The organism is Glycomyces lechevalierae (assembly GCF_027622945.1).
In the GTDB taxonomy this organism is placed as follows: Bacteria; Actinomycetota; Actinomycetes; order Mycobacteriales; family Micromonosporaceae; genus Glycomyces; species Glycomyces rutgersensis.
This window is the reverse complement of record NZ_JAPZVQ010000001.1, coordinates 1-13,276: the sequence shown is the minus strand read 5'-3', so window position 1 is coordinate 13,276 and position 13,276 is coordinate 1. Positions and strand designations below refer to the sequence as shown.

Genomic DNA, 13,276 nt, shown 5'->3' with positions numbered 1-13,276 from the left:
TTCCCCCGACACGGTGCCCATTCTGTGAAACCGAGTTCCCACTCAGCGGCACTCCCCAGTACCCTTGACCCCGTGTCTGAGAAGAGTCTGTTCCTCGAAACCTTGAACCGTCGCGTCGTCATCGCCGACGGGGGCATGGGCACGATGCTGCAGACCTTCGACCCCACCATGGAGGACTACGACGGCCACGAGGGCCTCTCCGACATCCTCTGCCTCACCCGCCCGGACATCGTCCTGGGCATCCACGACGCCTACCTGGCCGCCGGGGCCGACTGCGTCGAGACCAACAGCTTCAACGCCAACTACGGCGGCCTCGTCGAGTACGACATCGTCGACCGCGCCCGCGAGCTCGCCCGCGCCGCCGCCGCCCTCGCCCGCCAGAAATGCGACGAGTACGCCACCCCCGAGTGGCCCCGCTTCGTCCTCGGCTCGATGGGCGGCGGCACCCGCCTGCCCACCCTCGGCCACGCGCCCATGGCGCTCCTGCGCGACCACTACCAGGAATGCTCGGCCGGCCTCATCGAAGGCGGCGCGGACGCGCTCCTCGTCGAGACCGCCCAAGACCTCCTCCAGGCCAAAGCGGCCGTCATCGGCGCCAAGCGCGCCAACGCCGCCCTCGGCACGAACGTGCCTATCATCGCCCAGGTCACCGTCGAGACCACCGGCACCATGCTCGTCGGCGGCGAGATCGGCGCAGCCCTCACCAGCCTCGCCGCCCTCGGCATCGACCTCATCGGCCTCAACTGCGCCACCGGCCCGGACGAGATGAGCGAATCGATTCGCTACCTCTCCCGCCACTCGCCCGTCCCGATCTCGGTCATGCCGAACGCCGGCCTGCCCACGCTCGGCCCCAACGGCGCGGTCTACCCGCTCACCCCTGAAGAGCTCGCGGACGCCCACGAGGAGTTCGTCAAGAACTTCGGCGTCAGCCTCGTCGGCGGCTGCTGCGGCACCACCCCCGACCACATCCGCGCCGTGCGCGCCCGCCTCGGCGGCGCCCCCGGCACCGGGAGCCCGGTCGCCGCCAGAGAGCGCACCCCCGTCCTCGAACCGGGCGTCTCCTCCTCCTACCACCACGTCCCGTTCCGCCAGGACGCCTCGATCCTCAACGTCGGCGAGCGCACGAACGCCAACGGCTCCAAGGCCTTCCGCGACGCCATGCTCGCCGCCGACTACGACCGCTGCGTCGAGATCGCCCGCGAGCAGGCCGGCGGCGGCTCCCACCTCCTCGACCTCTGCGTCGACTACGTGGGCCGCGACGGCGCCGAGGACATGCGGGTCCTCGCCTCCCGCTTCGCCACCGCCTCCACGCTCCCGATCATGCTCGACTCCACCGAGCCGAACGTCGTCGAAGCCGGCCTCGAGGCCCTCGGCGGGAAATGCGTCGTCAACTCCGTCAACTTCGAGGACGGCGACGGCCCCAACTCCCGCTACCAGCGGATGATGCCGCTCGTCGCCGAGCACGGCGCCGGCGTCGTCGCCCTCTGCATCGACGAGGAGGGCCAGGCCCGCGACCGCGACTGGAAGGTCCGCGTCGCCGCCCGCCTCATCGACGACCTCACCGGCACCTGGGGCATGAAGATCGAGGACATCTTCGTCGACGCCCTCACCTTCCCCATCTCCACCGGCCAGGAGGAGACCCGCAAGGACGGCATCGAGACCATCGCCGCCATCCGCGAGATCGCCCGCCTCTACCCGGGCGTCAACTTCACCCTCGGCGTCTCCAACATCTCCTTCGGCCTCAACCCCGCCGCCCGCCAGGTCCTCAACTCCGTGTTCCTCAACGAATGCGTCGAAGCGGGCCTCACCAGCGCGATCGTCCACGCCTCCAAGATCCTGCCCATGGCCTCGATCCCCGAGGAGCAGAAGCAGGTCGCCCTCGACATGGTCTACGACCGCCGCGCCGAGGACTACGACCCGCTCCAGAAGCTCATCGAGATCTTCGACGGCGTCAGCCTCGCCGGCACCAAGGAGGCCCGCGCCGAAGCCCTCGCCGCCCTCCCGCTCGGCGAACGCCTCGCCCAGCGCATCATCGACGGCGACAAGAACGGCCTCGACACCGACCTCGACGACGCCATGGCCGAAGGCAAGCGGCCCCTCGACATCATCAATGACCACCTCCTCGAAGGCATGAAAGTCGTCGGCGACCGCTTCGGCTCCGGCCAGATGCAGCTGCCGTTCGTCCTCCAGTCCGCCGAGGCCATGAAGTTCGCCGTCGCCCACCTCGAACCCCACATGGACAAGGCCGACTCCACCGACAAGGGCACCATCGTCCTCGCCACCGTCCGCGGCGACGTGCACGACATCGGCAAGAACCTTGTCGACATCATCCTGTCCAACAACGGCTACACCGTCGTCAACCTCGGCATCAAGCAGCCCATCAACGCCATCCTCGACGCCGCCGAAGAGCACCAGGCCGACGTCATCGGCATGAGCGGCCTGCTCGTCAAGTCGACGGTCATCATGAAGGACAACCTCGCCGAGATGATGGCCCGCTCGATGCACACGCGCTGGCCGGTCCTCCTCGGCGGCGCCGCGCTCACCCGCGCGTACGTCGAGGACGACCTCCGCGAGATGTTCGAAGGCGGCCAGGTCCACTACGCGCGCGACGCGTTCGAAGGCCTCGACCTCATGAACAAGGTCATGACCGCCCGCCGCACCGGCACGCCGATCGTCGACCCCGAGAAGGAGGCGAAGATCGCGCTGCGCCGCGAACGCCGCGCCAAGCAGGCCACGATGGTCGCGGACACCCTCCCGGACCTGAACGACACCTCGGTGCGCTCCAACGTCGCCACCGACGTCGAGGTACCCGTCCCGCCGTTCTACGGCTCCCGCGTCATCAAGGGCATCGCCCTCGCCGAGTACGCGGCGCTGCTCGACGAGCGCGCCACCTTCCTCGGCCAGTGGGGCCTCAAGCCCGCCCGCGGCGACGGGCCCTCCTACGAGGAACTGGTCGAGACCGAGGGCCGCCCGCGCCTGCGCTACTGGCTCGACCGGCTCATGACCGACAACGTCCTCGACGCCAAGGTCGCCTACGCGTACTTCCCGGCCTACTCCGAGGGCAACTCGCTCGTCGTCCTCGACGAGAACGGCCACTCCGAGCGCGCCCGCTTCACCTTCCCGCGCCAGCGGCAGGGCCGGCGGCTGTGCCTCGCGGACTTCTTCCGCGCCAAGGACGGCGAACGCCTCGACGTCCTCGGCATGCAACTGGTCACCCTGGGCGCCAAGGTCTCCGAGTACACCAACGAGCTGTTCCAGGCCAACGCCTACCGCGACTACCTGGAGGTGCACGGCCTCACCGTGCAGCTCACCGAGTCGCTCGCCGAGTACTGGCACCGGCGCATGCGCCGCGAATGGGTCCTGCCCTCGGGCGGCACCGTCGCGGACGCGGACCCCGGGGACCTCAAGGGCTACTTCGACGTCGACTTCCGCGGCTGCCGCTACTCGTTCGGCTACCCGGCCTGCCCCGAGCTCGCCGACCGCGCCACCCTCGTCGAACTCCTCGGCGCCGACCGCATCGGCGTCGAACTGTCCGAAGGGGACCAGCTCCACCCGGAGCAGTCCACCGACGCGATCGTCCTCCACCACCCCGAGGCGAGCTACTTCAACGCCAAGTGACGCGCGCGCGTGCCCGACGCCATTGGGGTGCCGGGCACCGCGTGCCGAGCCACTGCCGAAGCCCCGCCGCGGGTTCGGCACCATAGAACCATGTCGCACGAACTCGTCGCCTATCTCGGAGTCATGGACGCAGGCAAGTCCACCCTCGCGCTCCAGTACCACCACTCCCTCGGCGGCCAAGGCGTCGTCTACACCTCCATGGACCGCGGCGGCGAAGGCGTCGTCTCCAGCCGCATCGGCCTCAGCCACGAAGCCCGCGAGGTCAAACCCGGCTTCGACATCTACGACGACCTCGCCGCCATCAAGCCGCCGTACGTGATCGTCGACGAGGTCCAGTTCCTCGAAGCGCCCCGCCAGATCAACCACCTCGCCGACGCCGTCGACGGCCTCGGGCTCGACGTCTACGCCTTCGGCCTCAAGACCGACTTCCTCGGCCGCCTCTTCCCGGCCGCCCAGCGGCTCATCGAACTCGCCGACCGCGTCGAAGAACTCCCCGTCCGCGTCAACTGCTGGTGCGGCGAACGCGGCACCCACAACGCCCGCGTCCGCGACGGCGTCATGACCTTCGCCGGCGACCTCGTCGAAGTCGGCGACATGGACTCCTACACCGTCCTGTGCCGCCGCCACCACCGCGCCGGCCTCGCCTGACGACCCGGTGTGAGCCCGCTCGCGGCCCCGCCTCGACACGGGCCGGCCCAGCCGCCCCGCCCGTACTGTTGACACCGTGACTGACCAAGCGGAAGCCGCGTTCCCGCAAGCCGTGCTCTTCGACATGGACGGCACCCTCGTGGACAGCGAACGCGTCTGGGACACCGGCATCGAAGAACTCGCAGGCCTCCTCGGCGGCGCCCTCGACCCCGAGGTCCGCTCCCGCATGGTCGGCACCAACGAGGACGCCTCAGTTGTCATGCTCCTCGAAAGCCTCGGCATCCCCCTCACCGAAACCCCCCACCACCAGACCTGGCTGCGCTCCCGCATGAAAGCGCTCTTCGCCCAAGGCGTCGACTGGAAGCCCGGCGCCCGCGAACTCCTCCTCGAATGCCGCGCCGCCGGCGTCCCCACCGCCCTGGTCACCTCGACCCCGCGCGAACTCGCCGACATCATCATCGGCCTCGTCGGCCCCGAGAACTTCGACCTCACCCTCTGCGGCGACGAGGTCGACCAGCGCAAACCCCACCCCGAGCCCTACCTCACCGCCGCCGCGAAACTCGGCGTCGACATCGAACGCTGCGTCGTCCTCGAGGACTCCGTCTCCGGCGTCGGCTCCGGGCTCGCCTCCGGCGCGGTCACCCTCGCCATCCCCAGCGAAGTCGACCTCCCCGCCGAACTCCACGTACGCCGCCTCGACACCCTCGCCGGAGTCGACCTCGCCTACCTCCGCGGCCTCGCCTGAGCCGCACCGGCGCGATAACCCTTTGACGACCCGGGCGGTACCTACCAGTCTGTCCCGATGGAGCCAAGCCATCTCATCGTCAAAGCACTCGCCGACCCCGAACGCCTCCGCGTCTTCGCCGACCTCGTCCTCCACGACCCCGGCACCAGCGTCGCCGACCTGAAGACCCGGCACCCCCGCGCCGAGAAGGCCCTCACCCGCCTCTTCGAAGCCGGCCTCGCCGTCCGCGAAGACGGCAAGGTCCGCGCCGCCCCCGACGCCTTCAAAGCCGCCGCCGCGGCAGCCCGCGAAGCCGCCCCCGACGCACCGCCCGGCGTGAGCCCCGACGTCGCCCACCTCTACTCGAACGGCCGCATCCCCACCCTGCCCGTCAACCGCCGCACCCGCGTCAAACTCCTCCGCGACCTCGCGAACCGCCACTTCGCCTTCGACCGCACCTACACCGAACGGGAAGTCAACGAGACGCTCGCCGCCGAATTCGACGACCCGCTGCAACTGCGCCGCGACCTCATCGACGAACTCCTCCTCGAACGGGACCTCGGCGGCACCGAATACCGCCGCCGCGAAGCCCCGCCGATCTAGCACGACACGAGAATCCCCGACCGACCGGGGATTCCCGCACCCTCAGCAGGGGCGAGACTCCACCAACCGGGGCGCCAGCGCCTCCCGGTTCGCGTCACCCCAGACCTCCAGCGGTTGCAGCGCCTGATTCAACTGCTCGCCCAGCGGCGTCAGCGAATACTCCACCCGCGGCGGCACCTCCGCGTACAGCTCCCGGTGCACGACCCCGTGCGCCTCCATCTGCCGCAGATTCTCGGCGAGCACCTTCTCGCTCACCCCGTCGAGCTTGCGCCGGATCTGCCCGAACCGCACCGGCCCCTCCGCCAGCACCCACATCAGATGCATCTTCCACTTGCCGCCGACCACATCGATCGCGATCGACATCCCGCAGGTTTGATCTGCGTCACCCATCGTCTGCATCGCGGCCCTCCCGACCATATTGCGAACGTCCCGGTAAGTAACCCCACCCGGAAGTGCGGTCTTGCGAAGCCTACCCGCCGCGACCGACGATGGATCCCGTCAAGACACACAGGAATCCACCACTTCCCAAGGGGCACAACATGTCTGCCAAGCAATCCGTCACCGTGGTCGGCCTCGGACCGATGGGCCGCGCCACCGCGCGGATCCTCCTCGCCGCCGGACTCGACGTCACCGTCTGGAACCGCACCCCCGGCAAGACCGAAGCCCTCGTCGAACTCGGCGCCACACCCGCCGCCACCGCCGCCGAGGCCGTCGCCGCCAACGACACCGTCCTGCTCTCCCTCATCCACTACGACGCCATGTACGGCACCCTCGCCGACGCCGACCTCACCGGCAAGACGATCGTCAACCTCTCCTCCGACTCCCCGGCCAACACCGGCAAAGGCGCGAGCTGGGTCCTCGAACGCGGCGCCCGCTTCCTCACCGGCGCCTACATGACCCAGAGCGACGACATCCAGCACCCCGCCTCCCACCTCTACGTCAGCGGCCCCAAAGACCTCCACGAGGAACTGCGCCCCCTGCTCGAACTGCTCTGCGCCAACGAATACCTCGGCGCCGACTACGGCCTCGCCCAGCTCTACTACCAGGCCGGCCTCGCCCAGTTCCACTCCTACCTCATCGCGCTCCAGCAGGCGCTGGCGATGATCGAGCGCTCCGGCGGCAGCGTCGACCGGTACCTCGAGCTCACCAAGGACGACGCCCAGAGCCAGCGCGACTTCACGCTCTTCTTCGCCGAGGCCGCCAAGCAGGGCGGCTGGGGCGACCCGGCGGCCCTCAAGATGATGCACGCCGGGGCCCAGCACGTCATCGACGCGAGCGAGGACGCCGGGGTCGACGCCTCGCTCACCAGGACCGTCCAGGACTACTACCGGCGGGCCATCGACGCCACCGAGGAGTCCGGCGAATTCGTCTCCGTGTACCGGCTCATCCGCGGCGCCACCGCTTAGGAAGGGACGCAAGCCATGTCAGCGAACACCGTGAGCGTGCTCGGCCTCGGCGCGATGGGCTCGGCCGTCGCCGCGCGCCTGCGCGAGACTGGGCACGCCACCACGGTCTGGAACCGCACCGCGGCCAAGAGCGAGCCGCACGTCCAGGCGGGTGCGCAAGCCGCGGCCACCGTGGCCGAAGCTGTGCGGGCGAGCGACACCGTCATCGTCGTCCTGCTCGACCACGCGAGCGTCCGTGAACACCTCGACCAGGTCGCCGCCGACCTCAAGGGCAGGACGGTCGTCAACCTCGTCACGACCACGCCGAACCAGGCCCGCGAGACCGCTGCCTGGGCCGCCGAGCACGGCATCGCCTACGTCGACGGCGCGATCATGGCGGTCCCGGCGATGATCGGCGGCCCGGCCGCCCGCCTGCTCTACTCCGGCGACCGGCCCGCGTTCGACGCGGTCCGGCCGGTCCTCGAGACGCTCGGCGCCGCCGAGTACACGGGGGAGGACCCCGGCCTCGCCTCGCTCAAGGACATGGCCCTGCTCTCGGCCATGGACCTCATGTTCCTCGGCTACGTGCAGGCCATCGCCATGATGCGCACCGTCGGCGTCCCGGCCGCCGACACCGCGAAGGAGACCGAGGCCTGGCTCGCGGCCATGCTGCCCAGCGGCAGGCACCTCGCCGCGATCGTCGACGGCGGCACCTACGACACCGGCGGCCAGAGCGTCGACTTCGACCGCTTCGGCATCAGGTCGCTCATCGCCGCCAGCCGCGAGCAGGGCGTCCGCGCCGACCTCCTCGAACCGCACCAGAAGCTCCTCGAGGAACTCGCCGCGACCGGCCACGGCGACAGCGACTGGCCCCGCGTCATCGAACGCCTCACCATCCACTGAACACCAAGCACACCAAGGGAAACCGCATGTCCAAGGGAACCGTCAGCATCCTCGGCCTCGGCGCGATGGGCTCGGCCGTCGCCGCGCGCCTGCGCGAGACCGGCTACGCCACCACGGTCTGGAACCGCACCGCGGCCAAGACCGAACCGCACGTCCAGGCCGGCGCGCAAGCCGCCGCGACCATCACCGAGGCGATCGAGGCCGGCGACATCGTCATCGCCGTCCTCCTCGACCACGCGAGCATCCACCAGAACCTCGAGCCGGTCGCGGCCGAGCTCAAGGGCAAGGTCCTCGTCAACGTCACCACCACCACGCCCAACGAGTCCCGGGCGACCGCGGCCTGGGCCGCCGAGCACGGCATCACCTACCTCGACGGCGCGATCATGGCCGTCCCCGGGATGATCGGGCAGCCGGGCGCCCGCCTCCTCTACTCCGGGGACGAGAACGCCTTCGGCATCGCCAGGCCCGCCCTCGAGACCCTCGGCACCGCCGAATACGAAGGCGCGGACGCCGGCCTCGCCTCGCTCAAGGACATGGCGCTCCTGGCGTCGATGTACCAGATGTTCGGCGGTTTCCTCCACGCCGTTGCCATGATGCGCACCGTCGGCGTCCCCGCCGCCGACACCGCGAACGAGGTCACCGGTTGGCTCGCCGCGATCCTGCCGGCCATGCAGGGCTACGCCCCGCTCGTCGACTCCGGTGCGTACGACCCGGCCCCGGGCCAGGACGTCGCCTTCACCCGGCCCGCCCTCGCCTCGATCATCGCCGCGAGCCGCGAGCAGGGCGTCGGCGCCGACTTCCTCGAACCGCTCAAGAAGCGCCTCGACGAACTCGCCGCCACCGGCCGCGACACCGCCGACTGGGTGAGCGTCATCGAGCAGCTCACCATCCGCTAACGCCCCGGGGGCGGGCCGGGACTACCGTTCCGCCCCCAGCAGCGCCAGCTTGTCGTAGTCGTCGGTCCCCGGCGCGGCCGTCAGCGCCACGAGCATCTGCCCCGACCCGTCCGCCACCCGGAACTGGTCCTTGTACAGCTCGAGCGCCCCCACCATCGGATGTTCGAACCGCACGAACCCGATGTTGCAGTCGCGCACCTCGGCCCGCGCCCACAACTCCGCGAAGAACCGGTGCCGCACGGACAACTCGCCGATCAGCGACGTCATCGCCGCGTCGTCCGGGAACAGCGCCGCCATCTTCCGCAACTGCGCCACCGTCTCCAGCGCGCACACCGAGTCCCAGTCCGGGAAGTACTCGCGCGAGTCGTCGTCGAACAGCAGCCGCACGAAGTTCGGATTCGCCTCCAAGTCCCACCCGAACCCTCCGTACAGCAAGCGCGCCAAGCGATTCGACGCCAGCACGTCCTGCCGGTGGTTCATGATCAGCGCCGGGAACGCGTCGATCGCCGCCAGCATCGTCTGCAGCGACGGCCGCACCCCCGTCCGCGCCTGCAACGGACTCAACCGCGAGTTCCCCGCCAACCGGTGCAGATGCGCCCGCGTCGTCTCGTCCAACCGCAGCGCCCGCGCCACCGCGTCCAGCACCTGATCCGACGGGTGCTTCGCCCGCCCCTGCTCCAGCCGCGTGTAGTAGTCCACGCTCACCCCGGCGAGCAGCGCCAGCTCCTCCCGCCGCAGCCCCGGCACGCGCCGCCGCGCGTCCTCCCGCAGCCCCACGTCCCCCGGGTTCACGCGCGCGCGCCGCGCCTGCAGGAACTTCCCGAGGTCGACCACGTCCTCGAGTCGGTGGATCTCGGCCTCTGTCGCATCAGGTGTCATCACGCAAACCTCCGCGGCAAGTATCGCCGCGAATCCGCGCGAGTGCCTAGGTCTGTCAGTCCTAGGGTCGAACGACCCCAGGTCGAACAGACGTCTGGCAGCCTTCCTCCGATCGCAGCAGCATGGTCCGCATGAGAACCCACATCGTCTACGCCCACCCCGACAACGGCTCCCTGAACGCGGCCCTCCGCGACGAAGCCGTCCTGACCCTCGAAGGCCTCGGGCACACCGTCACCGTCGCCGACCTCTACGCGATGAACTGGAAGGCCGTCGCCGACTACGACGACTTCGGCCCCACCGACAGCGAACGGTTCATCGCCGCCGCCGGCGAAGCCTGGACCAACGCATCCCTCGCCCCGGACATCAAGGCCGAGCACGAGCACCTGCTCGCCGCGGACAACGTCATCTTCCAGTTCCCCCTCTGGTGGTACACCGTCCCCGCGATCCTCAAGGGCTGGTTCGACCGCGTCTTCACCAGCGGCTTCGGCTACGGCCCCACCCACGACTGGCCCCGCTTCGGCGACGGCGTCCTGAAAGGCAAGCGCGCCATGGTCATCGTGACCACCGGCGCCGCCGAAGACCACCTGTCCGAACGCGGCGTCAACGGCCACATCGACGACCTGCTCTTCCCGCTTCAGCACGGCGTCCTCTTCTACCCCGGCATGGCGGTCCTGCCGCCCGTCGTCGTCACCTCCGCCCTCGGCATGGACGCCGCCCGCTACACCGACACCGTGAAGCACCTGCGCGAACGCCTCGAAACCCTCACCGAGACCGAACCGATCGCCTACCGCAAGCAGTCCGAGGACTACGACGAGCACCGCCGCCTCCTGCCCGGCCGCGAAGCCCCCGGCACCACCGGATTCGCCCTGCACATCGCCCGATAGACCACGAACACAGAAGGGCCGGAGCGGCATCGCCGCTCCGGCCCTCACACTCGCTTCCTACCGCACTACTCGAACGGGAACTTGTCCGCGAAGGCCGGCTTCAGGTCGTCGACCCACACCGCGTTCTCGTCGAACTTCGCGAAGAACGGCCGCCCCACGAGATCGGGGTCCCTGGCCTGCAGCATCCGCAGCGCGAACACCTTCTCCTCGCCGATCTCCACGACCCCGTCCACCGCGACCTTCCCCGGCGTCGCCGACATCGACGGACCCCGCACGGTCCGGCACAACCCCGACACCTGGCTGAACGCGTCGCGGAAGATCTCCCACGCCCGCACCAGCGGCACCGAGAAGTAGTCCTGCGGCCCCGTGTCGCGCTCGACGAACATGTAGTACGGGATCATCCCCAGCTTGTGCTGGGTCCGCCACATCCCCGCCCACTGCTCCGCGTCGTCGTTGATCGTCCTGATCAGCGGCGCCTGCGTCCTGATCACCGCACCCGTGCCGCGGATCCGGCGCACCGCCTCCCGCACGATCTCGGAGTCCAGCTCCTTCTGGTGCGAGAAGTGGGCCATGAACGCCAGGTTCTTCCCCGACGCCACCACTCGCTCGAACAACCGCAGCGTGTCGTCCGCGTCGGGATCCGACACGAACCGCTGCGGCCAGTACGCCAGCGCCTTCGACCCGATCCGGATCGACTCCACGTGGTCCATCTCGAGCAGCGGCTCGATGTACCGCCGCAGCACCGGCTCGCCCATGATCATCGGGTCCCCGCCGGTCAGCAGCACGCTGCTCACCTCCGGGTGATCCCGCACGTAGCCGGTCAACTGCTCGACGTCGTTGTTCGCCATCTTCAGATCGGCGATCCCCACGAACTGCGCCCACCTGAAGCAGTAGGTGCAGTAGGCGTGGCAGGTCTGCCCCTGCTGCGGGAAGAAGAGCACCGTCTCCCGGTACTTGTGCTGCAACCCCGGGATCGGCTCCTCGCCGGCCTTCGGGATGTTCAGCGCGAGCTGCCCGGCCGGGTGCGGATTCAGCCGGAACCGGATCTCGTTCGCGGCCGCGGTCACCTCCTGCTTGGAGGCGTCGTTCTGGAGCAGGGCCGCGATGCGGTCGACGTCCTCGGACGGCAGCATGTCCTCCTGCGGGAACACGAGCCGGAACATCGGATCCTCGAACGGATCGGCCCAGTCGATCAGCTCATCGACGACGTAGGCGTTCGTTCGGAACGGCAGTACTGACGCCACCGCCCTTGTCCGGAGCCGCTGCTCCTCGGTCAGCGGCGCTCGCTGGAGCAACTCGTCCAGGTGGCGGATGGTGTAGGCCTGGAACCGCCTACCGGTGTCTTCAGGAGCAGTCACGAGAACCCCCTCCTCTGCAGTATCGGTTTGCAACTGGGCAGGCAGGCCTGGTTACAAACAAGTGCGCGAAACCAACGACCACCTCGCCGCCCCGAGGGCGATACCGCCCGCGTCCGGCTCCGTGACATAACGGTCACGGATGGTGCACCCGATGCTTTCGCGCACACTGTGCGTGAATATGAAATTTTCAGGCGTTTGTGACGACCCTAACCCAACGTCGCCTCAAGTGAAATCGGGACCGCCTTCAGCGCCTGGCTCACCGGGCAGTTCTCCTTGGCGCCGTGCGCGATCTTCTGGAACTCGTCGTTGTCGAGCCCGGGGATCTTGGCGTTGACGGTCAAGGCGATGTCGGTGATCCCCGTGCCGGGCTTGAAGGTGACGGCGGCTTCAGTGACGATCTCCTCCGCGGTGTGCCCGGCCTTCGCCAGTGCGGCCGAGAACGCCATCGAGAAGCACGAGGTGTGCGCCGCCGCGATGAGCTCCTCCGGGCTGGTCTTGCCCTCCGGGTTGTTCGTGCGCGCGGCCCAGGTGACCGGAGTGTCCGGCAGTCCGGAAGACAGGAAGCTGGTGACGCCGTTGCCTTCCTGGAGGTCGCCGGTCCAGCGGGTGCTTGCATTGCGAGTGGCTGTCATGCCTTCTCCTCTGATCGGAGTTCCTTCGCTCGCAGGCTAACAGCCGAAGCTGCGGTGAAGAGACCGTCTGCGTGGGCGGCCCTGGTGCACCGTGCTGCCGCGGACTTCTCGCAAGACCTTGATGTCTCCGCTGGTCAAGCGTATCGTTGAACGGGAGGCGACCCCCCTGGTTTCGGCCCCTTCGAGGGTGTGTATATTTGTCTTTGCCCGCGGGGGAACGGAACAGCCGAGGAAAACGAGGCCGGTCCGGAGATCACGGAGGCACGCGACGGACTCAAGGAGTCATGGCGCGGTCCGGATCGAGGCGCGGGATCCTGAGACTCCATAGAGGCTCAATCGCATGTGACGAGGGTCAATGACCCCCAGTTAGACAGCGCGGTTCGAGACTAGTAATGTTGTTCGGGTTGCTCCGGCTGAGGCCGAATCCAATTTGATGGATCGACTTGAGTTGGCGTGTTGTTTGAGAACTCAACAGGGTGTTTGGATGGTCAGCGTGCGGGCTGATCGAGGTCGCTGGACAAGGTTTCGGCGGTTCTTGGTTGGTACTGTTTTTGACTGTCTTTTCCTTGGGACACTTGCTTGGTGTCCCGTTGAAAATCGGTCAGGACATGCTTCGACACATACCAAAGTCGCTGGGTCCGTAAGGGTTCAGTGCGCAACAGGTTTTTGTTGGAGAGTTTGATCCTGGCTCAGGACGAACGCTGGCGGCGTGCTTCACACATGCAAGTCGAACGGAAAGGCCCGCT

Annotated in this window: 12 protein-coding genes and 1 rRNA gene; 9 read left to right on the top strand and 4 right to left on the bottom strand. The window is 68.7% G+C overall.

Translation table 11 applies throughout. From position 1 onward, the window contains the following. Positions 1 to 72: 72 nt before the first annotated feature. The 4 genes from metH (at position 73) to O2L01_RS00050 (ending at position 5,593) form a co-directional block, all read left to right on the top strand. Positions 73 to 3,618, top strand: coding sequence for a methionine synthase (metH, locus tag O2L01_RS00065; protein ID WP_270119298.1), 3,546 nt, complete (start codon positions 73 to 75; stop codon positions 3,616 to 3,618). Between the two features lie 90 nt (positions 3,619 to 3,708). Then, positions 3,709 to 4,266: a thymidine kinase gene (locus O2L01_RS00060; protein WP_270119295.1), complete on the top strand. Its 558-nt coding sequence runs from the start codon at positions 3,709 to 3,711 to the stop codon at positions 4,264 to 4,266. Positions 4,267 to 4,342: 76 nt separating this feature from the next. Beyond that, complete coding sequence (locus tag O2L01_RS00055) at positions 4,343 to 5,011, top strand: HAD family hydrolase (RefSeq protein WP_270119293.1); 669 nt, start codon at positions 4,343 to 4,345, stop codon at positions 5,009 to 5,011. 57 nt (positions 5,012 to 5,068) lie between these two features. Further along, positions 5,069 to 5,593: a DUF2087 domain-containing protein gene (locus O2L01_RS00050; protein WP_270119290.1), complete on the top strand. Its 525-nt coding sequence runs from the start codon at positions 5,069 to 5,071 to the stop codon at positions 5,591 to 5,593. A gap of 42 nt (positions 5,594 to 5,635) precedes the next feature. On the opposite strand, the gene O2L01_RS00045 is transcribed toward O2L01_RS00050, so the two are convergent. Further along, positions 5,636 to 5,992, bottom strand: a complete 357-nt coding sequence (locus tag O2L01_RS00045; RefSeq protein WP_344469027.1) for a winged helix-turn-helix transcriptional regulator — start codon at positions 5,990 to 5,992, stop codon at positions 5,636 to 5,638. A 140-nt stretch (positions 5,993 to 6,132) separates the two neighbouring features. Here O2L01_RS00045 and O2L01_RS00040 point away from each other — a divergent pair, with 140 nt between their 5' ends. The 3 genes from O2L01_RS00040 to O2L01_RS00030 are packed head-to-tail and all read left to right on the top strand — an operon-like array spanning position 6,133 to position 8,777. After that, a complete protein-coding gene (locus tag O2L01_RS00040; RefSeq protein WP_270119287.1) occupies positions 6,133 to 6,999 on the top strand; it encodes an imine reductase family protein in 867 nt (288 codons plus the stop codon). 15 nt (positions 7,000 to 7,014) lie between these two features. After that, on the top strand, positions 7,015 to 7,881 hold the full coding sequence (locus O2L01_RS00035) for an NAD(P)-dependent oxidoreductase (protein WP_270119285.1): 867 nt from the start codon (positions 7,015 to 7,017) through the stop codon (positions 7,879 to 7,881). Continuing rightward, on the top strand, positions 7,845 to 8,777 hold the full coding sequence (locus O2L01_RS00030; protein ID WP_310286592.1) for an NAD(P)-dependent oxidoreductase: 933 nt from the start codon (positions 7,845 to 7,847) through the stop codon (positions 8,775 to 8,777). The genes O2L01_RS00035 and O2L01_RS00030 overlap by 37 nt, the downstream gene beginning before the upstream one ends. A gap of 21 nt (positions 8,778 to 8,798) precedes the next feature. Here O2L01_RS00030 and O2L01_RS00025 read toward each other — a convergent pair whose 3' ends face one another. Then, complete coding sequence (locus O2L01_RS00025) at positions 8,799 to 9,656, bottom strand: helix-turn-helix transcriptional regulator (protein WP_270119283.1); 858 nt, start codon at positions 9,654 to 9,656, stop codon at positions 8,799 to 8,801. A 131-nt stretch (positions 9,657 to 9,787) separates the two neighbouring features. Between O2L01_RS00025 and O2L01_RS00020 the strand changes: the two genes are divergently transcribed. Next, positions 9,788 to 10,540: an NAD(P)H-dependent oxidoreductase gene (locus O2L01_RS00020; protein WP_270119282.1), complete on the top strand. Its 753-nt coding sequence runs from the start codon at positions 9,788 to 9,790 to the stop codon at positions 10,538 to 10,540. Between the two features lie 65 nt (positions 10,541 to 10,605). On the opposite strand, the gene O2L01_RS00015 is transcribed toward O2L01_RS00020, so the two are convergent. Beyond that, positions 10,606 to 11,898 carry a KamA family radical SAM protein gene (locus O2L01_RS00015; RefSeq protein ID WP_270119281.1) on the bottom strand — a complete coding sequence of 431 codons (1,293 nt, stop codon included), beginning with the start codon at positions 11,896 to 11,898 and terminating at the stop codon, positions 10,606 to 10,608. A gap of 206 nt (positions 11,899 to 12,104) precedes the next feature. Then, positions 12,105 to 12,530 carry an OsmC family protein gene (locus O2L01_RS00010; RefSeq protein WP_270119280.1) on the bottom strand — a complete coding sequence of 142 codons (426 nt, stop codon included), beginning with the start codon at positions 12,528 to 12,530 and terminating at the stop codon, positions 12,105 to 12,107. Between the two features lie 666 nt (positions 12,531 to 13,196). Here O2L01_RS00010 and O2L01_RS00005 point away from each other — a divergent pair. Next, positions 13,197 to 13,276 (top strand): 16S ribosomal RNA (locus O2L01_RS00005); the annotation flags it as partial.

Bases quoted from the DNA above. Each gene is read 5' to 3' on its own strand.
- O2L01_RS00060 (WP_270119295.1), top strand. From the start codon at position 3,709: ATGTCGCACGAACTCGTCGCCTATCTCGGAGTCATGGACGCAGGCAAG.
- O2L01_RS00050 (WP_270119290.1), top strand. From the start codon at position 5,069: ATGGAGCCAAGCCATCTCATCGTCAAAGCACTCGCCGACCCCGAACGC.
- O2L01_RS00045 (WP_344469027.1), bottom strand. From the start codon at position 5,992: ATGCAGACGATGGGTGACGCAGATCAAACCTGCGGGATGTCGATCGCG.
- O2L01_RS00040 (WP_270119287.1), top strand. From the start codon at position 6,133: ATGTCTGCCAAGCAATCCGTCACCGTGGTCGGCCTCGGACCGATGGGC.
- O2L01_RS00035 (WP_270119285.1), top strand. From the start codon at position 7,015: ATGTCAGCGAACACCGTGAGCGTGCTCGGCCTCGGCGCGATGGGCTCG.
- O2L01_RS00025 (WP_270119283.1), bottom strand. From the start codon at position 9,656: ATGACACCTGATGCGACAGAGGCCGAGATCCACCGACTCGAGGACGTG.
- O2L01_RS00020 (WP_270119282.1), top strand. From the start codon at position 9,788: ATGAGAACCCACATCGTCTACGCCCACCCCGACAACGGCTCCCTGAAC.
- O2L01_RS00010 (WP_270119280.1), bottom strand. From the start codon at position 12,530: ATGACAGCCACTCGCAATGCAAGCACCCGCTGGACCGGCGACCTCCAG.